Genomic DNA, 21,596 nt, shown 5'->3' on the forward strand with positions numbered 1-21,596 from the left:
TAATTATTTCTACAAAAGTAAAAAAGACCACTCAATTAGAATGGTCTTTTTATTTTAATTATATCTGATTTTTAAGCTTTTCTAGTTTTAACAGAAGATTTAGCTTTTTCCAAATCTTTTTTGGCTTGTTCAAGTTCTTCTTTGGCTTTGTTCATTTCGTCTTTGGCTTTCAACATTTCTTCTTTTGTTCTATCAAAATCGGATTTGTTTTCGTCAAACTCTGATTTGTTTGAGAATTTCTTTTCCATCTCAATTTTCATTTCATCCATTTTCTTTTTGAAGTTGTCTAAACCATCTTGGTTTCTGAAATCAAATTCTTTATTGTTGAAATTATCTCCATTAAAACCAAAACTTTCTACTTTGTTTTCACTTTTTATTTTTTCAATTTCTTCTGGAGTATAATCTTCTCCACCTTCAATAACTTCTCCATTTTCAATAACTAATGGCTTTTTACCGTCTTTTTGAATTTGAATTCGAGTTACTGAAGAATCTCCAAAATTTAGTTTATCAGGAAAGCTGAAACTGTACGATTGAGAATTATCATCATCATTCCCAAAATTAAACTGCTTCATAAAATCCTGTCCGCCAGGCATACCTTGAAAAAACTGATTTCCAGCAAACATATCATTAGACGAATTAGATGGTTCGCCAAAACCAATTTCATCATTTAATTTAAAAAATTTGATGGTTGTAATTGGTTTTTGATTGTTCAATTCCAATGTTCCTTTGTTGCCTTGACGATCAGAATATTCTACCTTTATTGCTGTAATTTCTTTATTAGAATTGCGTTTTACATTAGAATATTTTATAGTAATTCCTTTTTCAGCTAAGGCTTTACTATCGTCTTTCATTTCATTTTCTGGAGTATTTTTATTCCATGTCATTACAATGTCATCATCATTGTTAATGGCAGAAAGTGATTTTTTACTTTGCGCAAAAGAATTGATTTGCAACAACATAACAAGCGTTAAAGCAATAAAATTTTTAAGTGACATAACAGAAAAATTAAGTTTATTTAAATTGATTTTCAAATTGTTAAACCAAAATTATAATTAATAAGTTTTCTATAAAAACAGATTTGCAAATTTTTAACTTTTGAAGTTTAGTTTCTGCTTTTTGCTTCATTTTTTTCTCTTGCAGCTTCCAATTTTTCTTGATAGACTTCCATTTCTTTTTCAAAAACTTCCATCTTTTTTTCAAAGACTTCCATTTCTTTTTCAAACGGTTTCATTTGTTCGTCAACATTAGCCATTTTTTTTGCGTAAGCTTCAATTTCTGGCTCAATAGCTTGCATTTTCTTCTCAAATTCTTCCATTTTTTTCTCAAATTTCTTCCATTCTTTTTCGTTGTTTAATGGAGTTCCACTTGGTGCAACTGGAGCTTTTGGCATGTTCGGAAATTTTGCAACTTCAAAGTTGATTGTTGGCGCAACTGGTGGAGTTGGAGGCGTTGGTGGGGCAGGCATATCTGAAAAATTCATTGAGGAAATTTCAGCAATTTCATCTACTTCTATATCCGATATTGGAGCAATTTCATCTTCAGAATTGACAGTGATAGCATTACGACGACTATTTCCTGATTCATCAGATTTTATTCCAACAGAATTTTTAGTTTTGAAAATAGTAATGGTGTTAATTGGCTCGTCTCCGTACACTACCGATGTTCCCTTATTTCCTTTTTTGTCTTTGTAATCTATCTTTATAGCAGTTATTTCGCCGTTTGAATTTCTTTTAATTTTTGAGAATTTTACTTCAATGCCGCTTTGTTTTTTTAAGTTTTCAGCATTTTCTTTCATTTCTGCGTCTGAAGAATTTTTATCTACTGAAAATGAAATTAATTCGTCATAAATTGTTCTATTTTCTGTAATTTCTACTTCTTTTTCTTGTGCAATTACTTTCACTTGGAACAGAATTACAAAGGCTACTAATGCAGGAATAATCACTGCGTACTTCCAAGAATTTCTCTTGTTGGATTGATTTTTGTTTAACATAACGATTCGTTTTTTGATTAATGATTGATAAAAATGATTGGTAATTGGTAAGCAGTTTTGATGAGAAACTACCTTTAAAAGCGCCATTTGATAGGACTTTTTATCGTCTATTTGCGCAATAGCTTCGCTGTCGGCAATGTATTCTAAATTTTGTGTAACTGCTTTTTTATACAAATACATGAACGGATTAAACCAAAATAATACCGAGAACAAATTGGTTACTAAAACGTCAAATGAATGTTTTTGAGCACTGTGAATTTTTTCGTGCAACAAAATACTTTGCAATTCTGATTCGGAATATAAACTCGAATTGTAAACAATGTAATTGAAGAACGAAAATGGTGAAAGATTTTCATTTACATCGATAAATTGAAATTTTTCTTTTTTGATAACCTGTCTGTTGTCCAAAACTTTAAACAACGAAATCAGATTAAAAAAAACTTTAAATAATAGGAGTAAAGCAATGATTCCGTAAACGTAAATTCCTATTTGAAACCAATCTATTTCAATTGATTTTTCGATGATTTCAGTCGTTGGAAGAGAATTAGGAATTGTATTAATAATTGGATTTGAAACAAATTTTGGAGTTTCAACAACAACAATTTTTTCTAGAAAAAATAGTGGTAAACTTACAGAAGTAATTAATCCAGTTAATAAAAACCATCGATTGCTAGTAAAAAAAGTTTCTTTACGCAATAAAAAATGATAAGCAAGATAGAAAGCCGCAATCAATCCGCTCGATTTTAAAAGATAAATTATTAGTTCCTGCATCTTTGCTCTTTTTACTATTCTCTATTTTCTTTATTCTATTCTCTATTTTCTCTTCTCAATAATATCCAAAATCTCACGTAATTCATCGGCAGAAATTTTGTCTTCTTCCGCAAAAAACGACACCATATTTTTATAAGAACTGTTGAAATAATTATCAATTGCCGTACTCATAAACGTTTTTCTGTAATCTTCTAATGCAATAACTGGAAAATATTGATGTGTATTTCCATAAGCATTATGACCAACATAACCTTTCTCTTCCAAGTTTCTAATTATAGTTGAAAGTGTATTGTAATGAGGTTGATCCTCAGTTATTTCTGCCATTACATCTTTTACAAAAGCTTTTTTAAGCTTCCATAAAATGTGCATGATTTCTTCTTCTTTATTTGTTAATTTTTGCATGATTGTTATTTTACAGAACAAACGTATAACTATATTTTTAGTTACGCAACTATTTTTATAGTTATTTAACTAAAATTAACGTTTGGATTGATTTTATTTGGTAAAAGAGGTTTAATATCTAGATTATTTAGAATATCGTATTTCTTCATAAAGTTCTTCAATACCAAAATCACAGTTGGGATTATTTCTTTTGTCGACGTAAATTTTTATCGCTTTTATAGGTTTTAATCTATTTATATTCAGTTTTGTAGTTCTGCCATCTCTGGATTCCATGACAATATCAATTGCAATAATTTTATTAGTTCGGTCTCTTTTTATATTGGATATTTCAATAGATATATTTTGATTTTTAAAAGCATCTTTCATTGCAATTAGACCTTCATCTGGATCATTCGAATCAAAAATAATTTCCTCAGCTAGAACAGCATCATAAGAAATAGAGTCATTTTCAATGGTCTGATTTTGTGAAAAACTTATAAAACTCGACAAAAGAAATACAATAATGATTAAAAGATTAGTCTTTTTCATATTCAAAATCAGATTGAATTAAACATAAATGTACTAAATATTAGAATATAAAATTATATTTGAAAATTAAAATTCAACCACTTTGAAATCCTACAACAAACTCAATTTTCACAAACACACTTTTTGTATTTTTAAAGAAGTCGCTTTTGAATCTATTTCAGATTTGAAATTAAATTATAAAAGCAAATCGGGTAGTAGTTATTATTTTGTTGAAAATGGTGTTTATCGTTTGTCTAATCATTGGAGTAGAGTGGCCAATTGCCGATGGAGATTAGAAATTAATTCCAATAATCAAATTCCAAATTCCAACCGAACTAAATTAGGTTTTGCAGAATGGAAGGATTTTTATCCCGACAACGATTTTGAAAAACTCTATTTTATCGAAATTAATTCAGATAATGAGGTTAATTATTTCCACAAAAATGGTTCTAATTATTCCAATCAAATTTTAAGAACAACATCAGAAACAACAAAAGTTATAAAGCAAATAAGAATTTTACTGGAAGAAACCGCTTGGGCAAAATATTTAAAAGAAGAAAATATTGAAGTTTTAAGAAAGCAAATTATTGAGCAATTAATTAATTCCAATCAATCATTTCAAGAAATAAGAAGGAACTATTTTTAAAATTCCAAATATTAGAGAACCCCGAAACTTTTAACTCGAAACTTGCTCTTTCGCCACCAATCGCATTACCCAAAATCCAGCGTAAGTTCCAATCAATCCTAGAATTCCCATAAACAGCCAGTTCATTTGATAGCCATAAGCTGCAACAATTCCCATTCCGATTTTGGCACTCAAAATGTGAGCAGCACTAAAACTCATCGTAAAAATCGCCATATAGCGACCTTCATGACCTTTTGGCGCGCGACTCAAAGCAAACGAATTTGAAAACGGAAAAGCAAACATTTCGGCAAAGGTCATAAACAACATCATGATGATTAGAATTCCTGCCCAAAAATTAATTAACATCAAAAACAAACTCACCGCCATAAAGAAACATCCAATGGAAACAATTTTCACTTTATCCAGTTTATTGCGTTCAATATAGCTCACAATTGGCATTTCCATAAAGAAAACCAAAACACCGTTTAAAGTTAAAAGCAACCCAGTTTGAAGCTCAGTAAGATTAAATTGTTCTTTATGATACAACGGAATTGTTGTGAATAATTGAAAAAATAAAACGCCTGTAACCACGCACATAAATAAGAAAATCCAAAAAGGTTTGTCCTTAAAAACCGATTCTCTATTCGATTCTAAAAGTGCTTTTTCTTCCTTCGATTCGGCTGGTTTTTTCTTTTCTTTTACCAACAACCAAAAAATCGAAATCGCAAGAATACAAGTTGCACCATCGGCCCAAAACAATCCTTTGTAGCCAATAGACATAATTATTAATCCGCCTAAAGCTGGTCCAGCAGCAAATCCGAGATTAATGGCAAGTCGCACTAAAGTCAGCGCTCGTGTTCTGTTTTCGGGTTTAGCATACGCGCCAAGTGACACAAACATGGCAGGTCGAAACATATCGGCAACCACCATAATTACGAAAACGGCAATAGAAATTCCAACATAACTTGTTATAAATTGAAGCCCAAAAAACATCAAACCGCTAACAAACAAGCTAAAAATCATGATTTTATAAAACCCAATTTTGTCAGATAATTTTCCACCAAGCCACGAGCCAACCATCGAACCTAGTCCAAACCAGAACAAAATATTACCAATTTGCAGGTACGAAAAACCCAGATCTTCTTTCAAATATTTAGACAAAAAAGGCAACACCATCGTACCGGCACGGTTGATGAAGGTTACCAAAGTCAGTATCCAAATTTCTCTAGAAAATCCCTTAAAATTGTTGATGTATTTGCGAAAAGCGTTCTTTAACATTAGCCAAATTACTTAATTGCAAAGGTACATTTTTATCATTAATCTGCTTTGTTTTTTGAAGCTATTTCCAGCTATTCGTTGCAATTCCCGATGAAAAATCGGGAGATTTCCACTGCTATCTGGGCTAAACTCATCAGAAATCGTAAAAGATTATTTAAAATTCTGTGAAAATTTGTAAAATCTGTCTCTAATGAATTATTTTTGTAAAAAAAACATGAAAAAGTACTTTTCGTTACTATTAATTTTCAGTTTTATCACACTTCAAGCACAAGATAAAACTACCGAAACTTCGCAAGAATTTCAAGACAATCTAAATCTTGAATACGCCGATAAAGAGAAAAGTCCGTTAACAGATGAAGATTTTAAAACCTTCAAATCATTAGATTTTTATCCGATTAACCAAAAATTCATTGTTGAAGCTAAATTTATTAGAACTAAAAAAGAGAAAGTTTTTAAAATGAAAACGTCAACTTCTCGACTGCCAGAATATAAGAAATATGGCGAATTGCATTTTACTATTGATGGAGTTGATTGCAAATTAAACGCGTATCAAAACATCGATTTAATTAAAAAACCAGGATTTGATGATTATTTATTTCTACCATTTTCAGATCTAACTAGCGGAAAAGAAACCTACATTGGTGGTCGTTATGTAGATTTAAGAATACAAAAAGGCACCACTTGGAAAATCGATTTCAACAAAGCATACAATCCTTATTGTGCCTATAATCATGAATATTCTTGTCCGATTGTTCCTCTGGAAAATGATTTGAATATAGAAGTTTTAGCTGGCGTAAAAAAGTTTCACGATTAATGAAATTCTTCAATTTACATACTCACAAATTCACCAATAATTCAGATGTTTTAGAATTAGTAAATCAATATCCATGGGAATTTGATACAACAATTCCAAACTATTCCATCGGAATTCATCCGTGGTATATCGAGAGATTGCCGCGTGAACTCGCAATGACACGATTAGAATCTGACTTAAAAATAATCGACGAAAAATTACAATTAAAAGAATGTTTAGCTCTAGGAGAATGCGGTTTAGATAAGCGAATTGAAGTTCCAATGCAATTACAAATTGAAGTTTTCGAAAAACAAATTGCCTTAGCAGAAAAACATCAAAAACCATTAGTTTTGCATTTGGTTGCCGCTTTTCAAGAATTGATAGAAATTAAAAACCGATTGCAAATTTCCGTTCCAATAATCATTCACGGATTTTCAAAGAACCAACAAGTTGCAAACGAATTACTAAAAAACGGATTTTATCTTTCGTTTGGGAAATATTTATTGAGAAATCCCGAGTTAGAATCGGTTTTTAAATCCGTTCCAAATGATAAATTTTTTCTAGAAACCGATACGATTGACGAAAGTCTTGAAGAAGTTTATCAACTTGCAGCAAAATATAAAAATATTGATAAAAATCAATTAACAGAGATAATTACAAATAATTACAATACGGTTTTTGGAAGTTCTAAAAATCCAATAATCTAATAATCTAAGAAGTCTAAATTATGGCAAAGTGGCAAGAAAGAGCTGAATTATTATTCAAACCAGAAGGACTAAATAATTTAAGAAACGCAAATGTATTGGTAGTTGGAGTTGGAGGAGTTGGATCATTTGCTGCCGAATTTTTAGCTCGTGCTGGCGTTGGAAATCTTACAATTGTTGACGGCGATGTAGTTGATATTACCAATATTAATCGTCAATTACCAGCATTACATTCTACTGTTGGTTTATCAAAAATAGATGTTGTAGGCAATCGATTAATGGATATAAACCCAGAGTTAAATTTGACGAAAGTCCAAGAATTTTTATCGCCAGAACGCGCTTTTGAAATTGTAGAAGAAAAATACGACTACGTTTTAGATTGTATTGATAGTGTTACACCAAAATTGAATTTGATAATCGGAGCCAAACGCAAACGCGTAAAAATCATCTCAAGTATGGGCGCAGGCGGAAAAATGGAAGCTGCAAAAGTGAAAGTTGCCGACATTACCAATACGGTAAATTGTATGTTTGCCAAAACCATCAGAAGACGATTGAAAGAACACAAAATCGATAAATTAAAAGTGGTTTTTTCCTCAGAAATTCAGGATGAAAGCAGTTTGAAAATGACCGATGGATCTAATTATAAAAAATCATTTTACGGCACAAATAGTTATATGCCAGGACTTTTTGGATTGTATATGGCAGAAACTGTAATTCGATTTTTGATTAAAAAAGTAAACAATTAGTATTTTTCTAAAAAAAAATAATCTAAAAAGACTTCGTGTCTTAGCGCCTTTGTGGCAAAATAAAAAATGATACAAACCGTAATTTTCGATATGGATGGCGTAATTGTTGACACTGAACCAGTTCACAGATATGCCTATTTTCATCATTTTAACGAATTGAATGTTGATGTAACCGATGAAATGTTTTCCACTTTCACAGGAAATTCTACTCGAAATGTTTTTCAGAAATTGAAGGCTATTTTTAATTTAGAGCACGAAGTTGAGGATTTAATTCAGCGAAAAAGAAACATTTTTAACGACGCTTTTGATACAAAAGCCGATTTGCATTTACTAGAAGGTGTTGAAGATTTAATTAAAGATTTGCATCAAAATGGTATTCAATTAATTGTAGCTTCATCGGCTTCAAAGGTTACTATTGATAGGGTTTTTAAGCGTTTTCATTTGCATCAATATTTTTCTGATATTGTGAGTGGCGAAGATTTTCCTAAGTCAAAACCACATCCAGCAATTTTTGAACATGCGGTTTCCTTGTCTATGGCTCCAAAAAATCAGTGCATTGTGATAGAAGATTCTTCTAACGGAATTGAAGCTTCGGTTGCTGCAGGAATTTTTTGCATAGGTTACAACAGCGAACATTCTAAACTGCAAGATTTATCTAAAGCCAATTTGATTATCAATCATTTCAACGAGTTATCTGCAGAGAAAGTTAAGAATTTAAAATAAAATTTTTCATGATTAAAACTATAATTTTCGATATGGATGGCGTGCTTGTTAATAGCGAACCATTGCATCACGAAGTAAGTTTGGTTCAGTTTAAAGAATTAAATATTGAAGTTACCAACGAAATATTTGCCACATTTACGGGTAATTCTAATAAAATGATTTACCAAAAAATCAAGGATAGATTCCAGCTGGAGCATGAAATAGAAGACTTGATTGCCGCTAAAAATAAACTTTTTATAGAAGCATTCGATAAAAAAGAAGATTTACATTTAATGCAAGGCGTGAAGGAATTGATTGAAGATTTATACAATAATGGTATGCAATTGGTTGTAGCATCATCATCTGAAATGGAAATTATTGATAAAGTTTTTGAACGGTTTGATTTGAATCGCTATTTCACTCACAAAGTTAGCGGTAATGATTTCCCTGAATCTAAACCCAATCCAGCAATTTTCTTAAAAGCTGCTGAATTGGCGCAAACTCCAGTTGAAAATTGTATCGTTATTGAAGATAGTACAAACGGAATTAAAGCAGCAAAATCAGCCGGAATTTATTGTATAGCGTACAAAAGTGAAGGTGTTGACAGTCAGGATCAATCGTTGGCCGATAGCGTTATCAACGATTATAAAGAATTGAATTATCATATAATAAAAAACATAAATTAGACATGAAAAAACTACTTTTTTATCTTTCCGTATTTTTATTTTCTTTAATTATTAGCGCCCAAGAAAATCAATTTATTAATGAAATTAAAGCCTTTAGAAAACAAGATAGTATTCAAAAACCACAAGACGGAATGCTACTATTTATAGGCAGTTCTTCCTTTAGATTGTGGAAAGATGTAAAGTCAGATTTCAATAATTCGAATATCTTGAACCGCGCATTTGGTGGTGCTACATTGTTGGATTTGATTTATTTTCAAAACGATGTCGTACTAAACTACAAGCCCAAAAAGATATTTATTTATTGTGGAGAAAACGATGTTGCAAGTTCTGAAAAAGTTACACCGAAAATGGTTTTTAAGCGATACAAAACCTTCTATAAAACGTTGAGAAAACAATTTCCAGATACGCCAATACTATTTGTTTCGTTGAAACCAGCCATTTCAAGATGGCACATGAAAGACCGAATGATCGCAACTAATAAATTGATTCACGGTTTTATGAAAAATAAAAAAAATGCTGTATTTGTTGATGTTTGGGATGCAATGCTAGATAATGGCGAGCCTAAAAAAGATATTTTCAGAGAAGATAATTTGCATATGAATTCCAAAGGTTATGATATTTGGGTTGAAAAAATGAATACTTTAGTTAATGATTAATAATCTTAAACTAAAAAAAGCCACTAGTAATTAGTGGCTTTTTAATTTATTTGGTAAGAAGTTATTTTTTTACTTCTACATCAACGTCTTTACTTTTTACTTCAACACCATCGCCGCTAACTTTCACTGAAGTTCCATCTTTTTCTTCTGGAGTTGCAGTAACAGTATCTTTTACAATTACAGTTTCTTTTTCAACTGTAGTAGTTTCAATAGTTTCTGTTGTTTTTTCTTCTTCTTTTTTACAAGCTGCGAATGCAGTAATAGCTAAAAGTAAAACACATAATTTTGTAAATTTCATAATTAAATAATTTAGATTTATTTGTAAATTTACATTAAATCTTCCAATTAAATGAATATTTTTCAATGTTTAGAGTAAAATTATTCGAATAAATTATTTTATTTCATTTTTTTTTTGCTTTAACCAACAGCTTCCTTGTAAACTTTTAAGCATTTTTCACGTGCTTCTTTATGATCTACAATTGGTTTTGGATAATGTAAAGTTTCTAATTCTGGAACCCATTTTTTGATATATTTCAACTCTTTATCAAATTTTTTCACTTGTTCGGTCGGATTGAAAATTCTAAAATAAGGCGCTGCATCGACGCCACTTCCAGCAGCCCATTGCCAATTTCCAACGTTACTTGCTTGTTCGTAATCTAACAATTTTGTAGCAAAATAGGTTTCACCCCAACGCCAATCAATTAGTAAATGCTTGCATAAAAAACTTGCGGTAATCATTCGCACGCGATTGTGCATGTGACCTGTTGCGTTTAATTCGCGCATTCCTGCATCTACAAACGGATAACCGGTTTTTCCAGCACACCATTTTTTGAAGAAATCTTCATTATTATCCCAAACAATGGCATCGTATTTTGGTCGGAAACTCGATTTGTTCGTATGCGGAAAATGCCATAAAATCTGCATAAAAAATTCTCTCCAAATCAATTCCTTAAAAAAGGTTTCATTCTTGCTTTCAATCGCTTTTGCAATCATTTTTCTGATAGAAACTGCACCAAATCTTAAGTAAATTCCAAGATAAGAAGTTTTATTCAGCGCAGGAAAATTTCGGGTTGCTTCGTAATTGTCTATTAAATTATTTGATACATCAAAAGGTGTAACTTTTATAGAAGAAGTTTCAAATCCGATATCCGATAAACTTAGAAAAGGATAGGAGTGAAGTGCTATTTTACTAATGTAATCTTCTGATTTATAATTAACTAATTTGATTTTCTTAAAATTTTCTTTCCATTTATTCGAATATGGAGTATAAACTACATATGGCGTTCCATCGTCCTTTACAACTTCGCTTTTTTCGAAAATAACTTGGTCTTTGCTAGTTTTGAATTCGATATTGTTTTCCTTAAACAAATGGTATAAATCTAAATCGCGTTTGCGAGCATAAGGTTCGTAATCGTGATTGGTGTAAACCGATTTTATAATATTTTCGGAAATTAACTTCTGATAAACATCAAATGGCTTTCCGTGAAAAACAGCTAATGATTTTCCAATTTCTTGAAGTTGTTTTTGGATTTTCTCAAGTTGATTGTGAATGAAAGTGACACGCGCATCGTCTTTTGGCAATTGTGAAAGAATCGAATCATCGAAAATAAATATTGGAAGCACTTCTTCATCAGCATTTAATGCATGAAATAGTCCGACATTATCGTCTAATCGTAAATCGCGTCGAAACCAGAATATGTTCATTCTTATGTTTGTTAATTATTGTTATCCGTTAACCAATAATGTTGACATTCCGCCATCAACATGGAAAATTTGTCCCGATATCCAACTGCTTTTTTCAGATAATAAAAAGCTTGCCATTTGCGCCATATCATCAGAAGTTCCAACTCTTTTTAATGGATGGCGTTGTGCTGATTTTTCTTTCTTGTCTTCATTGCTTAAAAACTTTTCAGCCAAAGGTGTGTCAGTTAATGATGGTGCAATTACATTTACTCTAATTTTTGGAGCATATTCTGCAGCCAATGCTTTTGCAAATCCTTCGATGGCACCTTTTGCAGCTGCAACTGAGGTATGAAAAGGCATTCCCATACTTGCCGCAACCGAACTAAATAGCACAATACTAGATTGATTAGAAGCATTTAAATTAGGTAAAACAGATTGAATTACTTTCACCAAACTTATGAAATTTATTTGTAAATCTTGTTCAAATGCTTCAGGTTTTAAGCCACGAAACGGTCGCAAATTTATACTTCCTGGGCAATACACTAATCCATCAATAACTTCCGGTAAAAGTGAAGTATCTAAAGTGTCTGTCGTTGCATCAAATGTAATGTGGATCACATTCATTTCTGCAATTTCTTCGTTAGTTCTTGAAGCTACATAAACTTTATTTTCGTACTGTAATTCTTTTGCAATGGCCAATCCAATTCCATATGAACCGCCAATAAGTAGAATGTTTTTCATGATTTATTTTTAGATTTTGGAAATTATTTTTTGAAAGTTTGACTATCAAATTCTCCGAACATTTGGATTAATTTTTTTCTTCGGTATTCAAATATTTCATTCAATTTTGGTTTCACTAGAAACGGATGCACAAGTTGACCTAAAATTCCCATTGGAACTTTATAATCTACAATATCTTCCATTTCAACACCTCCAGGAATTTCTTTTATAAAATGTTTATGGTGCCACAAGGCATATGGACCAAAGCGTTGTTCATCTACAAAATATTTTTTGTCTACAACATGCGTAATTTCGGTGACCCATTTTGCAGGAATTCCTAAAACCGGAGTTACAATATACTGGATAATTTGTCCGGGAAACATTGGTCTATCTGCACCAGAAAGAATTTTGAATCCCATATATTCTGGAGTTATCTTCTGCAAATTCTTTGGATCTGATAATAAATCCCAAGCTTGGTCAATTGTTATTGGTAAATTTTGTTTGGTATGCAATCTGTATATTTTCATTTATTATTTGAATTTAATTCGATGTAAAAATAGTAAATGTTTAACTATTATTTGAATTTGTTAAACAAAAATAATTTGATTTAAGTTTAAATTAACATTTGAAGAGAATACAATTTGTAATTTTGACATTCTAAACTTAAAATATATGAAAAAAATTATTTTTGTATTAGCAATGATTCTTGCTAATTATGCTATTGAAGCACAAGTAAAAACTCCGCAGTCAAGTCCGAAATCGGTTGTTAGTCAGGTTGTTGGATTGACAGATGTTACTCTTGATTACTCACGTCCAAGTGCCAAAGGAAGAACAGTTTTTGGTGATTTAGTTCCTTTCGGAAAATTATGGAGAACTGGTGCCAACCAAAATTCGATGATTACTTTTAGCGAAGATGTGGTTATTAATGGAACAACATTAAAAAAAGGAAAGTATGCTATTTTTACAACTCCAAAAGCAGATATGTGGGAAGTTATTTTTTACACAACAACTGACAATTGGGGAACACCAGAAAATTGGGATGTTAATAAAGTTGCTTTAAGTACAAATGTTGATCCGGTTATGTTAGGAAATAATGTTGAAACTTTTACATTAGCAATCAATAACATCACTAATGACAGTGCGACTTTAGATATTTCTTGGGAGAAAACTATGGTTTCTTTAAAATTTGAAGTTCCTACTCAAAAGATGGCTATTGCAAGTATTAACAAGGCATTAGCTGGTCCAACTGCAAATGATTATTTTGCTGCTGGTCAATATTACTATCAATCTAATGGAGATTTAAACAAAGCATTAGAATATGTGAATAAATCTTTTTCTATGCTAAAAGCTGGTGAAGAAGCTCCATATTGGCAATTACGATTAAAATCATTGGTTCAAGCGAAAATGGGTGATAAAGCTGGTGCAATTGCAACCGCAAAATTATCTTTAGCTGGAGCTGAAAAAGATGGTAATCAAGATTACGTTAAAATGAATAACGATAGTTTAAAAGAATGGAGTAAAAAATAATTCTCTCTTATTTTAATGAAAAACGTCCCGATAAATCGGGACGTTTTTTTATGCTTTTATTTCAGATGATTTTGTTTTTCCTAAAAAGAATTGTGATAGAATTGATAAAATTACTGTCAACATCGCACCAATAAAATTCAACCAAAGGAAACTCACAACATCTAAATAATAAATGTAAAAAATGGTTAGCTGACTTACAACAGCACTCCAGAAAATGGCTTGCGCTTTTACATATTTGATATAAAATCCGACAAGGAAAATACCTAAAACTGTTCCGTAGAAAATTGATCCAACGATGTTTACTAATTGGATTAAATTTTCAAATAAAGTTCCAACGCAGGCAAATAATATGGCAATAATTCCCCAAAGCAAAGTGAAAAATTTCGTTGCATTTACATAATGTTTTTCTGATTCTTGCTTTTTTCTGTTTCGTTTGTAGATATCAATAGTAGTGGTTGACGCTAAGGCATTTAGCCCAGAAGCAGAAGATGACATTGCTGCCGAAAGTATTACAGCTAGTAATAATCCGATTAAACCTTTTGGAAGATAATTTAGAATAAAATATAAGAAAACATAATCTTTGTCGTTGGTTTCGGCTTTAGGATCGGCTTTAGAAATTAATTCTTTGGCTTGATCGCGAAGATCTTTTTCCTTCCCAGAAATGGCAACTAATCTACTTCTCAATATTGGATTATCATAATTCTGATTTAAATGATCCATATACAATAAATTGTACTCCTTTTTCTCTTCGGTTAAATCTTGTAATTGTTTTTCGAGTCCGTGATATTTATCTGCATAAACCGATTTTTCAATAGCTTCTTTATTTACTGGATTGAAATTTAATGGTACATCGTTGAATTGAAAAAACACAAAAACCATTACACCAATCAGTAAAATAAAAAACTGCATCGGAACTTTCAAAAATCCGTTCATGATTAATCCTTTCTGGCTTTCTCTATCAGATTTTCCAGATAAATAACGACCAACTTGTGATTGATCGGTTCCAAAATAGGCTAAACTTAAGAAAAAACCACCGGCAATTCCACTCCAAAAAGTATATCGAGTTTCTGGATTAAACGAAAAATCTACAATATTCATTTTGTCATTTGCACCAGCTATATGCATAGCATTACTCAGAGTCATTTCGTTGGGTAACATGTGTAAAATAAGGTAAAATGTGATGAACATTCCACTCATAATTACAAACATTTGTTGTTTTTGAGTTACGTTTACAGCTTTTGTACCACCAGAAAAAGTGTAGATAATTACTAATATTCCGATTATAATATTGAGTAAAGTTAAATTCCAACCCAATAATGTCGATAAAATTATTGATGGAGCATAAATGGTTAATCCAGTTCCTAATCCGCGTTGGAACAGAAATAGAATTGAGGCTAATGAACGCGTTTTTAAGTCAAATCGTTGTTCGAGGTATTCATACGCCGTGAAAACCTTTAATCGATTGTATATTGGTATAAATGTGAAGCATATTACGACCATTGCAATTGGTAAACCAAAGTAGAATTGCACAAAACCCATTCCGTCGTGATATGCTTGTCCTGGTGTAGATAAAAATGTAATTGCGCTGGCTTGAGTTGCCATAACAGATAAACCTACAGTCCACCAATTGGTTTCTTTATTTCCTAAAATATAATCTTCTACGTTTTTACTTCCTTTGGTTTTATAAACACCATAAACTACTATGAATAGTAAGGTTACCGTAAGAATGATCCAGTCTATTTGTTGCATATTACGAGAAGATTTGCATTAATGCGAAAAAAATCACAATGTAAATGGCGTTCATAATTAACAACCAAGTATAGTTGGTGCTCCATCTGTTTTGTTTGTTTTTTTCCATGTTATTTTCCAATTGCAATCATGTTAGATAGTAGTCTAAAAGCTCCAGCAACACCTTCGGGCAATTCTCTAAAAAAGCTAATTCCTGTGTAAATATAATGTCCTTTTCCATGTTTTGCTACTAAAATAGCTCCATCTTTTGGTTTTTCACCTTTATCATTGGATGAAATTATTGGTGTAAAATTTTTGTCCCATTCGCTCGGATAATACAATCCTTGTTCTTGTTTCCAACCTTTAAAATCCTCTTGAGTTATTTTATTTGGATAATTTAAAATAGCATGATTTGGCGCTAAAAACCGAACTTCAGCATTTTCTTCAGTAACTCTATCTCTAGAAATTTTAATTGGAAACGGTGCAATATCTTTGGTTACAAATTCGTCCAAAGTATTGTATTGCACAATCATCGTTTTTCCGTTTTTGACAAAATCTAAAAGAATGTTTTGTTTAAAACCAAGGGTTGTAACAACATTATAAGCTCGAATTCCGGTCATAACAACATCAAAATTTTGAAGTCTCTCTGTAGAAATATCTTCAGGTTTTAGAATTGTAACTTCATATCCCATTTGCGTTAAACTCTTCGGTACTTCATCGCCTGCACCCATGATGTAAGCGATTTTTTCACCTTTGGTTTTTATATTTAACTTGATGGCTTTTGCTTCGGCAGATTTCAAAACCATTTGCTTGAAAATATGCGGATAATTGATGTCGATTTTTTCTTTATCAAATGTTTTTCCGTCTACTGAAATAACGCTTTTTACAACAATTTCTGATGCTTCTTTTGATGGCGTAACATTAAAAATAGCCAATTGTTCTTCGCCTTTTTTAGACAATGAAAACGGAATAGAAGTAGGAGAAACGGTCCAGTTTTGTGGAACTTCCAATTGAATTGTACCAGAAACAGCATCTTTTCCGGCTTTGATTTTTACAGTAATTGCTTTCTCTTTATTATTCGGAAAAATATATACTTTTTCTTGTATTGAAGAGGTTACAACTGGCACAACGTCAAGCGGTTGATAGACTTCACCTTTTACATCGTCGTTGTATTTGTAAACAACATTTCGTTCAAACGGAATTGTAATACCATTAATTTCAATTAAAAATGTCACTTTTATTTGACGAATAACATCTGGTTTTCCTATATTTTCTTGATTGTTCACAACATACATTCCATCAGTTCCAGATTCTTTCAAATAATACGGATTGGTATAATCGTTTTCGTCAGTTATCTGTAATTCAATGGTTTGGTTCACTAACTTATTATTTGGTAATTCAGTAATACTTAAGGTAGTAAATGAATTCGGAACTGTATTAATTGCATTCCAATTCATTTTTTGATTACTTCGGTTAATGGCTTCCAATTTTACTTTAATAGTACTTCCTGAAGCAACTTCTTGGTTATCGGCAACAGCTTCAAGATACAAACCTGCACAACCTGCAATAATTTTCTTTATTTCTTCTGATTTTATTGTTTTCCAATGTTTATCGTCTAGATTCTGAATTAAATCATATGCTTTTACTAATTCTGAAATACTTGCTGATGGGTTTTTGAAATCAAAATTCTTTTGAACATTTTCTAAAATATCACCAATTGCTTTTCCGTTTTTTACTCGATTCCATGAAGTGTCGATGCCTTCAAATAAATTGGTTTTGTCTTTTAAAGATTCACCTTTTAAAAATTCTAAATATTCGTCTTCTTCGCCACGAGTTCCAGTATTTCCAAAACCTTGCGATTGATGACAACTTCTACTTAGAGCGGCAATTTCTTGATTGGATTTTCCAAATTGTTCATAATAAACTCCAGTTTGCAGTTTGCTTAAATTGGTTTTATCGGCTGCATCAAATTTTTCTTTGCTTCCATAAAACCACCATGAAGTATTGAAAAAAACACGTTTGGGTTGCCAAGTTGTGGCATATTTTAATTGATTTGGAAAAACCGAAGCATCATTAGTTTTATCGAATGCTTCTAAACTTAACATAGCCGATGATGTGTGATGACCGTGTGTTGTTCCTGGCGAACGATGATCAAATCGGTTGATAATTACATCGGGTTGGAATTTTCTAATGGCCCAAATTACATCGCTTAGCACTTGATTTTTATCCCAAATTTGTAATGTTTCATCAGGATTCTTAGAGAAACCAAAATCGTTAGCACGAGTAAAAAGTTGTTCGCCACCATCAATTTTTCGAGCTTCAATTAGTTCTTGAGTTCTAATAACACCAAGTAATTCCCGAAGTTCTAGTCCGATTAAATTTTGACCGCCATCGCCACGAGTAAGCGATAGGTAACCAGTTCTAGCATTTTTTTCATTTGATAAATAGGATATTAGTCTGGTATTTTCGTCGTCTGGATGTGCTGCAATGTAAAGTACAGAACCTAAAAAATTGAGTTTTTCAATTTGATGATACAACTCTACTGCATTGGGCTTTTGCGGTTTTTGTGCTAAAATTGTACATCCGATAAGAAGCGTTAAAAAAGTAAAAATCTTCTGCATTTGCTGTTTTTTTTCAATAGCTTCAAATGTAGTAATAATTCTAACGAGAAGTTTTACTTTCTAAAATTTTGGAATTTCTTTAACAAAAAACAACCTCAAAACAACCTATTGATAAATTAGCATTATTGTAATTTTATTTTTTAGATTTAAAAAACTTAATCATAAAGAATACAAATCCTATCATTGTAACTACTATTACTATTTGCCATACAATTAAAATCGAACTAAATTCATTAACTAAATTTTTCATAATACTTATTTTTAATAGGTTACTAATTTAAAATATTAATTATTAGAGTATTGATTGAGAACTAAATTATTTTCAAAAGATTACTATTTTCATTTTTTTTTGAAATAAAATAAATAAAAAAAGAGTAAAGTTAGCAAAACTTTACTCTTGAGATAATTTCGAATTGACTACTTATTAGTCTCTTCTTCCTTTTCCATTTCCTTTTCCGCGACCTTTCCCATTATTTTCTTTATATTTTCGCTCTTTTACAACGTAAATTTTGGCGTTTTTTCTATATTTTACTTTGTGATTTTTGTGATAGACATAAGGTGCATTTCCTCTATAATCAGTCAAGTAAACAACATTTGCGCCTCTTAAATTATAACCTCTATATCTTGCAGGAAGTGCTGCCGAGCGATACCAACCACCATTTCTAACATAAATAAAACGTTCTGCTGGAACATCATAGTAAGCATCAATTTCTGGTAAATAATAGTATTGCACTGCGACTCTATCGGCTGGTGCCCAAACTGGCGGAGTACCTAAATTTACATTTACATTAACTTGTGCTTGCATATTAAAACTACTTATTAGTAATCCTAATACTAGATATTTTATTGCTTTCATAATCTTTACTTTTTTAATTATTATTGTTTTGTTTAAACGGTTAAACAAAGATTGTGCTAAAGCGTAAAAATGATGTTATGAAATTATATCAATTCGTTACATAATTTCAATATGAAAACTTTAATAGTAATTAAATCAGTGCTTTATGAGGGTTTTGTATTGAAGATTTAAAATGTAATTTTGATAGTTTTAGTAGGATTTAACCATTAAAACTTCAAAAATTAAATTTATTTTTTAGCATCTTTTGCTGCTTTCTCAGCTGCTTTTTCGGCTTCTTTTTTCTTTTTTTCTTCGGCTCTTTTTTTCTTATTGAAGTATCCTTTTAGTAGAAAATTACTTTTGGCGGCTTCCATGTTTTCATCTAATTTTTTAGAGCCATTTTTAAGGTTCACTAATGTTTTATCGATATTGTTTGCCATCGATTCATCATTCATTAATCTACCTAAAGTTCCTTCGCCATTGTTTATTTTTATTAAAATTTCACCAATTTCTCCTGATGCAATTGCCACATTTCCTGCTGTAGTTTCTAGACTTCGCATGATAGCATCGGTTTCAATTGGTTCGATTGCATTTATAAATTGACCATTTTTAACAAGTTTTGATGTTGGATTTCCTTGAGAAATTACTATCAGTTTGTCGCCAATTAATCCTTCAGATCCAATTCCTGCTTTAGAATCGGCACGAATAAATTTTTGAACATCTTGTTTTAAAATCATGTCTACTTTCACAGTTGAATCATTTATCAGTTCAATGTTATCAACAGTTCCAACATTTATCCCAGAAAATCGAATGCTACTTCCAACTTGCAATCCGCTTACGTTTTTAAATTTAGTAGATATGTTAAAGACTGGATCAAACATATTTTTTTGTTTTCCAATGATGAAAATTGCTAATAAAAAGAGTGATAAACCAGCTATGATGAATATTCCCAATCTTATTTTAAATCCTTGTTTAGTGGTTTCCATAGTTATTGTATTTTTTTAGTTTTAAAAAAAGAGCTTACGTAAGAATCGGTAGAATTTTCAAATTCTAATAGCGAACCTTCTTTATACACGTCTCCGTCTTTTAGCATTATAATTCGGTCTGCAACTGTTCGAACGCATTCCATATCATGAGTAATAATTATGGATGCTGTTTTGTATTTTTTTTGAATATCGTTGATTAATTCGCTTATTTCTTCTGCTGTAATTGGATCTAAACCAGTTGTAGGTTCGTCATAAAGCATAATTTCTGGATCTACAATTATGGTTCTAGCAAGGCTGATTCTTTTTCGCATTCCTCCAGAAAGTTCGGATGGCATTTTGTTTAATACATCTTCAAGACCAACATTTGCAAGAGTTTCTGTAACTTTAGCATCAATTTCTGATTGTGTCAAGTCTTTTTTTATTCTTCGTAATGGAAATTCTAAATTCTCTTTTACGGTCATCGAATCATACAAAGCGCCACTTTGAAAAAGAAAACCAATTTTCTTTCTAATTTCGTTCAAATCCTCAGTTTTTAAAGCATTTACTTCTTCACCAAGAACTGTAATTGTTCCTTGATCGGCTTTTAATAATCTTGCAATGCATTTTATTAATACCGATTTTCCTGTTCCCGATTTTCCTAAAACTACAAGATTTTCTTGACTTTTAAGTTGTAAGGAAACATCATTCAATACATTCAAACTCCCAAAACTTATTTTTAAATTTTGGATGTCAATTACTGGTTTTATAGTAGTGTTTTCTATCATTGTAAAATTAAATCGGTTATTTGAACTGCTATTAAATCTACAAGAATTACTAAGAACGATGCGGTGACAACGGCTGTATTTGCTGCAATTCCAACACTTTCGGTTCCTCTTCCAGCATTGTAACCTTTGTAGCAACCAACTAATCCTATTACTGCTCCAAAGAAGAACGTTTTAGTAATTGCTGGAATTAAATCCATAAACTCTACTTTACCAAATGCTTGAGAAATGTATAGTACAAAATTTAAATCACCTTTAATATTGGCACCAATCCATCCGCCTAAAATTCCCATCGTGATAGCAAAAATGCTTAACAACGGAATCATTAAAGTTGCTGCAAGAACTCTTGGAACAATTAAGTATTTTATTGGATTTGCCGATGAAACTTCGAGTGCGTCAATTTGTTCTGTAACACGCATCGAACCAAGTTCGGCGCCCATACTAGAACCTATTTTACCTGCACAAATTAAAGCTGTAATTACTGGTCCCATTTCTCTAATTAAAGAAATAGCCACCATATTAGGTAGCATATTTAAAGCGCCAAATTTTATTAAAATTGGACGCGATTGAATGGTTAAAACCAAACCGATAATAGTTCCTGTAATTGATATTAACGCAAAAGATTTGTTCCCTATTTGAAAACAATGCTTTAAGAATTCTTTAAATTCAAATCCTCTTGAAAATGTATTTTTAAAAACACGTGTTAAAAATAAAAATACGTTTGCCGTATCAACTAAAAAAGCAGAAATTTTTGAAGTTTTTTCTATCGATTTTTCACTAACTTTTATAGTTTTATCAATAGCATATTTTTTCAAGTTTTTGATAGGTACAATTTTTTTCATACACGAAGACTATTAAAGTTTTTGAAAATTGTT

Annotated in this window: 23 protein-coding genes; 8 read left to right on the top strand and 15 right to left on the bottom strand. The window is 31.2% G+C overall.

Annotated elements, in window-relative coordinates:
• Nucleotides 1-71 precede the first annotated feature (71 nt).
• The 4 genes from LG45_RS14000 to LG45_RS14015 form a co-directional block, all read right to left on the bottom strand.
• Nucleotides 72-995: a hypothetical protein gene (locus LG45_RS14000; protein WP_035128187.1), complete on the bottom strand. Its 924-nt coding sequence runs from the start codon at nucleotides 993-995 to the stop codon at nucleotides 72-74.
• A gap of 107 nt (nucleotides 996-1,102) precedes the next feature.
• A complete protein-coding gene (locus LG45_RS14005) occupies nucleotides 1,103-2,761 on the bottom strand; it encodes a M56 family metallopeptidase (RefSeq protein WP_035128189.1) in 1,659 nt (552 codons plus the stop codon).
• 42 nt (nucleotides 2,762-2,803) lie between these two features.
• Nucleotides 2,804-3,163: a BlaI/MecI/CopY family transcriptional regulator gene (locus LG45_RS14010; RefSeq protein WP_035128191.1), complete on the bottom strand. Its 360-nt coding sequence runs from the start codon at nucleotides 3,161-3,163 to the stop codon at nucleotides 2,804-2,806.
• Between the two features lie 123 nt (nucleotides 3,164-3,286).
• Nucleotides 3,287-3,691 (bottom strand): hypothetical protein, encoded by a 405-nt coding sequence (locus LG45_RS14015; protein WP_035128193.1) that lies wholly within the window; start codon nucleotides 3,689-3,691, stop codon nucleotides 3,287-3,289.
• An 82-nt stretch (nucleotides 3,692-3,773) separates the two neighbouring features.
• Between LG45_RS14015 and LG45_RS14020 the strand changes: the two genes are divergently transcribed.
• Nucleotides 3,774-4,316 (top strand): hypothetical protein, encoded by a 543-nt coding sequence (locus tag LG45_RS14020; RefSeq protein ID WP_035128195.1) that lies wholly within the window; start codon nucleotides 3,774-3,776, stop codon nucleotides 4,314-4,316.
• Between the two features lie 30 nt (nucleotides 4,317-4,346).
• Here the strand turns inward: LG45_RS14020 and LG45_RS14025 are convergent, their stop codons facing one another.
• Nucleotides 4,347-5,573, bottom strand: coding sequence for an MDR family MFS transporter (locus LG45_RS14025; protein ID WP_035128197.1), 1,227 nt, complete (start codon nucleotides 5,571-5,573; stop codon nucleotides 4,347-4,349).
• A 214-nt stretch (nucleotides 5,574-5,787) separates the two neighbouring features.
• Here LG45_RS14025 and LG45_RS14030 point away from each other — a divergent pair, with 214 nt between their 5' ends.
• From LG45_RS14030 to LG45_RS14055, 6 genes are all read left to right on the top strand, one after another.
• The gene (locus LG45_RS14030) at nucleotides 5,788-6,387 is read left to right on the top strand and encodes a DUF1684 domain-containing protein (RefSeq protein WP_035128474.1); all 600 of its coding nucleotides are present in this window, start codon (nucleotides 5,788-5,790) and stop codon (nucleotides 6,385-6,387) included.
• Nucleotides 6,387-7,073 carry a TatD family hydrolase gene (locus LG45_RS14035; protein WP_035128199.1) on the top strand — a complete coding sequence of 229 codons (687 nt, stop codon included), beginning with the start codon at nucleotides 6,387-6,389 and terminating at the stop codon, nucleotides 7,071-7,073. The genes LG45_RS14030 and LG45_RS14035 overlap by 1 nt, the downstream gene beginning before the upstream one ends.
• Nucleotides 7,074-7,093: 20 nt before the next feature.
• On the top strand, nucleotides 7,094-7,816 hold the full coding sequence (locus LG45_RS14040) for a tRNA threonylcarbamoyladenosine dehydratase (protein WP_035128201.1): 723 nt from the start codon (nucleotides 7,094-7,096) through the stop codon (nucleotides 7,814-7,816).
• A 66-nt stretch (nucleotides 7,817-7,882) separates the two neighbouring features.
• Nucleotides 7,883-8,539: an HAD family hydrolase gene (locus LG45_RS14045; protein ID WP_035128203.1), complete on the top strand. Its 657-nt coding sequence runs from the start codon at nucleotides 7,883-7,885 to the stop codon at nucleotides 8,537-8,539.
• A gap of 8 nt (nucleotides 8,540-8,547) precedes the next feature.
• Complete coding sequence (locus tag LG45_RS14050) at nucleotides 8,548-9,204, top strand: HAD family hydrolase (protein ID WP_035128205.1); 657 nt, start codon at nucleotides 8,548-8,550, stop codon at nucleotides 9,202-9,204.
• A 2-nt stretch (nucleotides 9,205-9,206) separates the two neighbouring features.
• Nucleotides 9,207-9,860, top strand: a complete 654-nt coding sequence (locus LG45_RS14055; RefSeq protein WP_035128207.1) for a GDSL-type esterase/lipase family protein — start codon at nucleotides 9,207-9,209, stop codon at nucleotides 9,858-9,860.
• 61 nt (nucleotides 9,861-9,921) lie between these two features.
• On the opposite strand, the gene LG45_RS14060 is transcribed toward LG45_RS14055, so the two are convergent.
• From LG45_RS14060 to LG45_RS14075, 4 genes are all read right to left on the bottom strand, one after another.
• Entirely contained in the window at nucleotides 9,922-10,158 is a 237-nt protein-coding gene (locus tag LG45_RS14060; protein WP_035128209.1) for a hypothetical protein, read from the bottom strand.
• Nucleotides 10,159-10,277: 119 nt separating this feature from the next.
• Nucleotides 10,278-11,564: a cryptochrome/photolyase family protein gene (locus LG45_RS14065; RefSeq protein ID WP_035128211.1), complete on the bottom strand. Its 1,287-nt coding sequence runs from the start codon at nucleotides 11,562-11,564 to the stop codon at nucleotides 10,278-10,280.
• Nucleotides 11,565-11,585: 21 nt separating this feature from the next.
• On the bottom strand, nucleotides 11,586-12,284 hold the full coding sequence (locus LG45_RS14070) for an SDR family NAD(P)-dependent oxidoreductase (RefSeq protein ID WP_035128213.1): 699 nt from the start codon (nucleotides 12,282-12,284) through the stop codon (nucleotides 11,586-11,588).
• A 23-nt stretch (nucleotides 12,285-12,307) separates the two neighbouring features.
• Nucleotides 12,308-12,790 (bottom strand): SRPBCC family protein, encoded by a 483-nt coding sequence (locus LG45_RS14075; RefSeq protein WP_035128215.1) that lies wholly within the window; start codon nucleotides 12,788-12,790, stop codon nucleotides 12,308-12,310.
• A 145-nt stretch (nucleotides 12,791-12,935) separates the two neighbouring features.
• Between LG45_RS14075 and LG45_RS14080 the strand changes: the two genes are divergently transcribed.
• A complete protein-coding gene (locus LG45_RS14080) occupies nucleotides 12,936-13,790 on the top strand; it encodes a DUF2911 domain-containing protein (RefSeq protein WP_035128216.1) in 855 nt (284 codons plus the stop codon).
• A gap of 48 nt (nucleotides 13,791-13,838) precedes the next feature.
• Here LG45_RS14080 and LG45_RS14085 read toward each other — a convergent pair whose 3' ends face one another.
• From LG45_RS14085 to LG45_RS14110, 6 genes are all read right to left on the bottom strand, one after another.
• Entirely contained in the window at nucleotides 13,839-15,539 is a 1,701-nt protein-coding gene (locus tag LG45_RS14085; RefSeq protein ID WP_035128218.1) for a sodium:solute symporter family protein, read from the bottom strand.
• 110 nt (nucleotides 15,540-15,649) lie between these two features.
• Entirely contained in the window at nucleotides 15,650-18,139 is a 2,490-nt protein-coding gene (locus tag LG45_RS14090) for a PIG-L family deacetylase (RefSeq protein WP_035128220.1), read from the bottom strand.
• A gap of 424 nt (nucleotides 18,140-18,563) precedes the next feature.
• Nucleotides 18,564-18,995 carry a hypothetical protein gene (locus LG45_RS14095; protein ID WP_035128222.1) on the bottom strand — a complete coding sequence of 144 codons (432 nt, stop codon included), beginning with the start codon at nucleotides 18,993-18,995 and terminating at the stop codon, nucleotides 18,564-18,566.
• A gap of 227 nt (nucleotides 18,996-19,222) precedes the next feature.
• Nucleotides 19,223-19,960, bottom strand: coding sequence for an MlaD family protein (locus tag LG45_RS14100; RefSeq protein WP_035128224.1), 738 nt, complete (start codon nucleotides 19,958-19,960; stop codon nucleotides 19,223-19,225).
• 2 nt (nucleotides 19,961-19,962) lie between these two features.
• Nucleotides 19,963-20,724: an ABC transporter ATP-binding protein gene (locus LG45_RS14105; protein WP_035128226.1), complete on the bottom strand. Its 762-nt coding sequence runs from the start codon at nucleotides 20,722-20,724 to the stop codon at nucleotides 19,963-19,965.
• Nucleotides 20,721-21,563: an MlaE family ABC transporter permease gene (locus tag LG45_RS14110; protein WP_081932086.1), complete on the bottom strand. Its 843-nt coding sequence runs from the start codon at nucleotides 21,561-21,563 to the stop codon at nucleotides 20,721-20,723. Before LG45_RS14110 ends, LG45_RS14105 begins: the two co-directional genes overlap by 4 nt.
• Between the last annotated feature and the right edge of the window lie 33 nt (nucleotides 21,564-21,596).

This window comes from Flavobacterium aquatile LMG 4008 = ATCC 11947, from assembly GCF_000757385.1.
Lineage (GTDB): Bacteria > Bacteroidota > Bacteroidia > Flavobacteriales > Flavobacteriaceae > Flavobacterium > Flavobacterium aquatile.